The organism is Chroococcidiopsis cubana SAG 39.79 (genome assembly GCF_003991895.1).
Lineage (GTDB): Bacteria > Cyanobacteriota > Cyanobacteriia > Cyanobacteriales > Chroococcidiopsidaceae > Chroococcidiopsis > Chroococcidiopsis thermalis.
In genome coordinates this window covers 1-5613 of sequence record NZ_RSCK01000187.1, presented here as the reverse complement: position 1 = coordinate 5613, position 5613 = coordinate 1, and the positions used below count along the sequence as shown (strand labels likewise).

Sequence of the window (5613 nt, the reverse complement as noted above, 5' to 3'; positions counted from 1 at the left end):
AGGCTTTGCTCCTACAAGGTTGAGCGCATAATTGCATCTTAGCTCAACTGGTATTCTGTTTGATAGAAACCGCCTTAATCCTTAGAAAAAGCACCTCACAATGCAACTATTGTTAACCGCAGCTATCGAGCTAATCGCAGTTGGCTACACTTTGCTACTAACAATCGAATTTGGCTGGGGAATCTACGAGCGTTGGCAAGATGTGGTACGACGGACTGAATTTAGTCCCTGCCTGAGTTTATGGGACGAGTACCGCCACATTTTCGAGTGCGAGAACGCAAGTGCTGCTCTATTACGGTAGTAGCAGTCTCGGTCTAGTTCCCCAGGCAAACCTCGATTGAGGCGACGAGCATAAATTGAGTAACAGCCTGGGTGCAACTGCGCTCGGGCAATTTTTCAACTACCAGATCTATCAACCCAAAAGTCATGTTGACCAAAACCGAAGTCATTTTTGAATCCGCGCGGTTTTTATCTTTACAGCACCGTAACAAGTCAGACAGTCTCCCCCGAACCAAAAGGTTCATTGCCGCCTTCACGTTGTTGTGCGATCGCTTCCCTGAAGACGAGCCACAAGAATGCTTGCTGCAAATTGCCAGCTACATAGATGAAGTTTTTGACGAACGCACCACCACCGAGCGGCATTCGTCGAGCGCGCTCGCACCACGACAACACTCAGGAGCAAAACTCAAGTGAAACAGCGCCGACGAGTCCTGCGCCGCCCAGAGAAGCAACGGCAACGATTCTCCCAAGGAGATTTTGTCATGCCCAGCCATAATTTCCTCGACCGCAGAACGATTGTCGTCTCCTTCAAGTTGTTTGATTCAACCACAGCAATGACAGCAGCCTTTTCAGTTATCGAACAATTGCTCCAACAGCTCGGATCGCTACAACAACTGCAACAGACCGCCCAGTCTCAACCGAGCGCCGAGATCGCTCTTGTATTGCCTGTTCGCGGCTCACAGCAAGCGATCGCACTTTTGGTTCAAGCAATTGACAACTCGGCTTACCAACTAGAGGAGTTGCAAAGCAGCGGGCAAATCGCTCACTTTGAGCTGAGTTATAAATTACGCGACTGAGAACGCCGACGTGACAATGCAGATTAGAAGAACTGTTAAAGTCAAATTGAAAAATCGTTAAATGTTTTCGAGCTGATTTGATTTCTTCTCTAGAATTGCTGTAGTGCAATCAGCTAAATTTCTACCACTTACTGTTATACCCCCAACAGCTACGACAATTTTAGATAATTTTTGGCAAATCAGCAAAAAGTTTTGCACTTTTGACTTGACTGCTTCAAAGTAGGTAGAAACACATCATGTCTCACATCCAATTGAGCGCTTGTGAATCGCTCGTCAACACGCATGGCAATTTGCCCGAGGAGCTTGCCCAGTTGACTCTAGCACGAGCTTACAACCTCATAATGGGAGATCGCCCCACTGAGATCCCTTTTCTCGTCTGGCTGCTGGAAAACCCTGCTAGTCCGCTTGCCTTACCAGGAAAAATCTACCTCCAAGAACACGATTACTTGCACCTGCTGTTAGGACGGGGATTTTCCGCTAGTGATGAGGCTTACGTTATTGGCTTTACAATCGGCAATGACATGGAGACGAAACAATGGCATTTGTGGCTCTATAAATTTGTCTCGCTGCTGATGTATCCACCACAATTTAGATTCACGCTATCTGACTTGAGGGAATTCGATAAAGGATTGGTAAGAGGCAAGAGATTGCCGATTAAAAATCTCAACAAGCTTGACTTTACTGACTATCAAAATTGGCAGCTATCGAGATTGAGAATTGGACTGGGGTTAGGGAGAATTTCAAATTCTACTCACTGACGCGATCTCCTCAACGGTGAAACGCGCATCCATGCGATCGTCGTCACAATAACAGTTGAGTCAAACACTGCGATCGCGATCGCGCTGTGAGTTATCGCACTCAGACGTACGCTCAAATCAATCTGTTCGGTTTTCACAACTCAATAGTTCGGTTTACCACCCTACCCACACTTAGGAGGTGGAGTATGACGCATTCTCTTGCTGTTGCCGAACCAGAAATCGGCTCAAAGACGAACTTACCATCAGTTTTGTCACTGTCCATCGCTTGCCCTTGCCCAATTGTAGCCGACGTAGCTGAAAGAAACGATTGGGGATTTACCGAGCCTTGTCCAAAGAACTATCTCCAGCCAGGAGATATTATCAGCAGTCCTGGGAGACGTTTTGCCTATGAAATTCTCAGCTACCCCTTTTCCCGTCTCTACCTGGACTTTCGGGGATTGATTGCCGGGGTGAGAGGAACGGAAGTTATCGACACTCCACAACGGCAGTTCTACAAATGTCTGTTTCTGTTGCTGGCTTTGGCGATTGCTGAGCAACAAATATATCTCCCTATTTGGTTGTTGCTAGGTCTGACAGGACGATTGATGCCACATTTAGATAATTCTGCCTGGACGGGCTACCCAATTAGAAGACCAGTCCGCCCCTATAGAGGAAACTACCTCAGCTACCAACGTCGGCTAGTTGGCGGACAGATGGTCGAGACCTTTACTCTCAGGTGGAGTGCGAGTGAAAGATGAAAGTCAAAAACTTGATTCGGCTGCTGGCTGAAGACGGCTGGTATCAGATAGGAATTAAAGGTAGCCATCATCAGTTCAAACACCCACTCAAACCTGGCAAAGTCACCGTTCCCTTCCACGAGTCCAAGGATGTCCCGACTGGGACGATTGGTAAAATCTGTAAAGATGCGCGAATATCTGCAAAAGAGCAATCGCGCTCTGTAAGTTTCTCTAGCCAAAGTAGATAGAAGTGCGATCGCGGTCGTACGAGTGGATCGATTTTCCCCTGGACTTGCACGAGCGATGTCTTTCTTTTTCTCTTCCCACATTCAAGAATTTGGGAAGACACCTGCCGCACCGTTGATAGAGCAATTGTATACATAGGAGCAAAGATGGATTTCCAACAGATCGCTATCAAGCAACCCCAAACTCATCAACTCACTCTGAAATTTGAAGTTTCCGGTGTAGCTGATTGTCGTGAGTGCGAGCAACTCGTCGAGTCTTATGCTAACGTATTGCGCTCGCAAATCCAATTAGGAAATCCTCACCTCAAGATTTCTTATTCGATTGGAGCATCCGATTGTACGCCATCGAAATCTCACTCTACCGTGCAGTTACCTCACTTTTAAACAACCGAGAAGCTGAGATTGCGCGCAGTACATCATTGTTGCTTCACACAAGAATAATCGCGTTGCGTCGCATAATATAGATCGGTTAGGAACGAGCGAGACCGAGGTTTTATGCCTAAATATATCGTTCAAATAAGTAGTAGTTGGACTAACCAGAATTACGAAGTCGAACGCGAATTCAGCAATGAAAAAGAAGCCGAAAAATACGGAGTAGATTTAGCAGCGTCTCTCACGTTCGTGGGAGTAGAAGAAATTGAAGAATACGGCGACGTAGAGACGGATGATGATGGTTTCAGCGAAGAAGATTAGAAGTAGATTTCTGGAGCATAACGATGGTTTTTGACATTCTCGGCACAGCTTCTAACGACACATTAACTGGGACGAGCGATCGCGACGACTTGTACGGGTTATCCGACGACGACCTAATCTTTGGTTTAGGAGACAATGACAATCTCTATGGCGGTGATGGTGCGGACGAACTACGTGGTGGCGAGGGCGACGACTTGTTAGCGGGGAATGGTAGCAAGATTAGTGCCGAAGATCGCGATTGCATATTTGGCGACGATGGCAATGACACTTTAATTGGCGAAGGGGGCAACGACTTCTTGAGCGGCGGTGATGGCAACGATACGCTTAACGGCGCGGGGGGGAGGACGCTGGATCTATTTGGCAGTGCCAGTCGTGGCAGCGGCGAGACTGATATCCTCTACGGCGGAAAGGGAGCCGATACCTTCGTTTTGGGAGGCGGTTCGGGACGCGATGGAACGGGACCATACTACAGCGAGGAGGGCGAGCGGGACTTGGCGATTCTTCTCGAATTCAACCCAAATGAAGACGCGATCGTGCTGAGTCGTACCGCTTCTTCGCCTGCAATTGAGACAGTCGAGGTGGAATACACTTTGGGCGCTTTGCCCGAAGGTTTACCACCAGGGACGGGCATTTTTGCCAACACCCCAGGTGCTTTACCAGAGCAAATAGCTGCAATCCCTGGCAGCGCTCCCGAAAGCTTGGACTTGAGCGCCGACTACTTCCAGTTTATCTAAATATGGGGGTTTGGGAGATGATTCCTGCGTCGGGGGATGAGACAAGCATTTACTCAACTTGTACTGTCTAGTAAATACGATCTAGTAACAGCGTGATTACTTTGAACTATTGCTACCGAATCTATCCAAACACAACTCAACAACAAACGCTGGTTGAGTGGATGGAAATCTGTCGAAGTGCGTTTAACTATGCGCTGCGAGAAATTAAAGATTGGTGCGATAGTCGCAAATGTCCGACTGATAGATGCTCCATTGAGAAAGAATACATTCTAGCCGCCGATCTGAAATTTCCAACCGTTGTTAATCAACTTAACTCCTTGCCAAAAGCTAAGAAAGAATTCCCTCGATTGGGTGAAGTTCCTTCGCAGGTTTTGCAACAAGCAATTAAACAATTGCACCGAGGCTGGGAATACTTTCAAGAACGTGGTTTTGGCTTTCCTCGATTTAAGAAGTACGGGAAGTTCAAATCGTTGCTATTTCCTCAGTTCAAGCATAATCCAGTAACAAACGTAAATCTGAGTCTGCCTAAGATTGGAGCGATCTCAATCAATTTGCAGCGTCCCATACCTGATGGTTTTGTAGTCAAACAGGTAAGGATCATCAGGAAAGCCGATAGATGGTACGCATCAATAAACTTACAGTTAGATGTCAAAGTTCCCGATCCGATTGCATTACTACATTTGAAAGTGGCGCGATGCCGTAAAGAGTTTCACTATTCTGTCGCACATTGGTTGTGTCAAACTTATGACTTAATATCATTTGAAAATCTCAACATCAGGGGTTTAGCTCGTACCAGACTAGCGAAATCAATACTCGATTGTGCCTGGGGCGCATTCCTGCAAATTCTGCAAGCAGTGGCGGTAAAACGCGGCAAGCAGACAGTAGAAGTATCAGCTCGTGGCAGTAGTATTGAATGCTCTGGTTGCGGCGCGAGAGTTGAGAAAACCCTCAAAGATAGAGTTCACGAGTGTCCTAGTTGCCAGTTATCGATTGACCGTGACTGGAACTCGGCGCTTGTGTTACTGGATCGAGGACTTAGGACGGTTGGACTGCCGTTCTCAGGCTGCGGAGGACAAGAGGTTACTCATCCTGTGAGGCAGCAATTTTCAGTTGTGAAACTGGAAGCCCTCGCCTGAATCCCGAAGGGATTAGGCGACGGGAGATGTCACGGTCATACTTGCTACTTTCAGTAGATAAGCTGCACCATTTTGTCCATAAACACTTTCAGCTTCAACTCCGTGTTGATTGCCTTAAAAATTAGTTATGTTACTGTCGAACAGTTGCATTAGCCTAAATTTGAGTTGAATTCCAAACTGGAGTTTAGACTAACCAATGACAAAATGACTCAGCAGTACTGAGTTAACAAGCTACCCAGCTAAAAATATAAAAAC

Annotated in this window: 11 protein-coding genes; 10 read left to right on the top strand and 1 reads right to left on the bottom strand. The window is 46.8% G+C overall.

Annotation, left to right across the window (positions count from 1 at the left end; translation table 11 throughout):
• The first annotated feature begins 100 nt into the window (after positions 1–100).
• From DSM107010_RS36595 to DSM107010_RS36580, 4 genes are all read left to right on the top strand, one after another.
• Positions 101–301, top strand: coding sequence for a hypothetical protein (locus DSM107010_RS36595; protein WP_106170542.1), 201 nt, complete (start codon positions 101–103; stop codon positions 299–301).
• A gap of 125 nt (positions 302–426) precedes the next feature.
• On the top strand, positions 427–693 hold the full coding sequence (locus DSM107010_RS36590; protein ID WP_127025321.1) for a hypothetical protein: 267 nt from the start codon (positions 427–429) through the stop codon (positions 691–693).
• Entirely contained in the window at positions 690–1076 is a 387-nt protein-coding gene (locus tag DSM107010_RS36585; RefSeq protein WP_106170547.1) for a hypothetical protein, read from the top strand. The genes DSM107010_RS36590 and DSM107010_RS36585 overlap by 4 nt, the downstream gene beginning before the upstream one ends.
• 236 nt (positions 1077–1312) lie before the next feature.
• The gene (locus tag DSM107010_RS36580; RefSeq protein ID WP_106170550.1) at positions 1313–1834 is read left to right on the top strand and encodes a hypothetical protein; all 522 of its coding nucleotides are present in this window, start codon (positions 1313–1315) and stop codon (positions 1832–1834) included.
• Here the strand turns inward: DSM107010_RS36580 and DSM107010_RS39150 are convergent.
• Positions 1828–1971, bottom strand: a complete 144-nt coding sequence (locus DSM107010_RS39150) for a hypothetical protein (protein WP_158631969.1) — start codon at positions 1969–1971, stop codon at positions 1828–1830. The genes DSM107010_RS36580 and DSM107010_RS39150 overlap by 7 nt on opposite strands.
• Positions 1972–2019: 48 nt before the next feature.
• On the opposite strand from DSM107010_RS39150, the gene DSM107010_RS36575 reads away from it, so the two are divergent.
• From DSM107010_RS36575 to DSM107010_RS36550, 6 genes are all read left to right on the top strand, one after another.
• Complete coding sequence (locus tag DSM107010_RS36575; protein ID WP_106170552.1) at positions 2020–2571, top strand: hypothetical protein; 552 nt, start codon at positions 2020–2022, stop codon at positions 2569–2571.
• Complete coding sequence (locus tag DSM107010_RS36570; protein ID WP_106170555.1) at positions 2568–2798, top strand: type II toxin-antitoxin system HicA family toxin; 231 nt, start codon at positions 2568–2570, stop codon at positions 2796–2798. Before DSM107010_RS36575 ends, DSM107010_RS36570 begins: the two co-directional genes overlap by 4 nt.
• A 144-nt stretch (positions 2799–2942) precedes the next feature.
• Complete coding sequence (locus DSM107010_RS36565) at positions 2943–3179, top strand: hypothetical protein (RefSeq protein ID WP_106170557.1); 237 nt, start codon at positions 2943–2945, stop codon at positions 3177–3179.
• Between the two features lie 111 nt (positions 3180–3290).
• Positions 3291–3488 carry a hypothetical protein gene (locus DSM107010_RS36560; RefSeq protein WP_106170560.1) on the top strand — a complete coding sequence of 66 codons (198 nt, stop codon included), beginning with the start codon at positions 3291–3293 and terminating at the stop codon, positions 3486–3488.
• A 23-nt stretch (positions 3489–3511) separates the two neighbouring features.
• Positions 3512–4222: a calcium-binding protein gene (locus DSM107010_RS36555; protein WP_127025319.1), complete on the top strand. Its 711-nt coding sequence runs from the start codon at positions 3512–3514 to the stop codon at positions 4220–4222.
• Between the two features lie 92 nt (positions 4223–4314).
• The gene (locus DSM107010_RS36550; RefSeq protein WP_127025317.1) at positions 4315–5358 is read left to right on the top strand and encodes an RNA-guided endonuclease InsQ/TnpB family protein; all 1044 of its coding nucleotides are present in this window, start codon (positions 4315–4317) and stop codon (positions 5356–5358) included.
• Positions 5359–5613 lie beyond the last annotated feature (255 nt).

Excerpts from the sequence above, each read along its gene's own strand:
- DSM107010_RS36580 (WP_106170550.1), top strand. The coding sequence starts at position 1,313 with ATGTCTCACATCCAATTGAGCGCTTGTGAATCGCTCGTCAACACGCAT.
- DSM107010_RS36570 (WP_106170555.1), top strand. The coding sequence starts at position 2,568 with ATGAAAGTCAAAAACTTGATTCGGCTGCTGGCTGAAGACGGCTGGTAT.
- DSM107010_RS36590 (WP_127025321.1), top strand. The coding sequence starts at position 427 with ATGTTGACCAAAACCGAAGTCATTTTTGAATCCGCGCGGTTTTTATCT.
- DSM107010_RS36565 (WP_106170557.1), top strand. The coding sequence starts at position 2,943 with ATGGATTTCCAACAGATCGCTATCAAGCAACCCCAAACTCATCAACTC.
- DSM107010_RS36595 (WP_106170542.1), top strand. The coding sequence starts at position 101 with ATGCAACTATTGTTAACCGCAGCTATCGAGCTAATCGCAGTTGGCTAC.
- DSM107010_RS36575 (WP_106170552.1), top strand. The coding sequence starts at position 2,020 with ATGACGCATTCTCTTGCTGTTGCCGAACCAGAAATCGGCTCAAAGACG.
- DSM107010_RS36560 (WP_106170560.1), top strand. The coding sequence starts at position 3,291 with ATGCCTAAATATATCGTTCAAATAAGTAGTAGTTGGACTAACCAGAAT.
- DSM107010_RS36555 (WP_127025319.1), top strand. The coding sequence starts at position 3,512 with ATGGTTTTTGACATTCTCGGCACAGCTTCTAACGACACATTAACTGGG.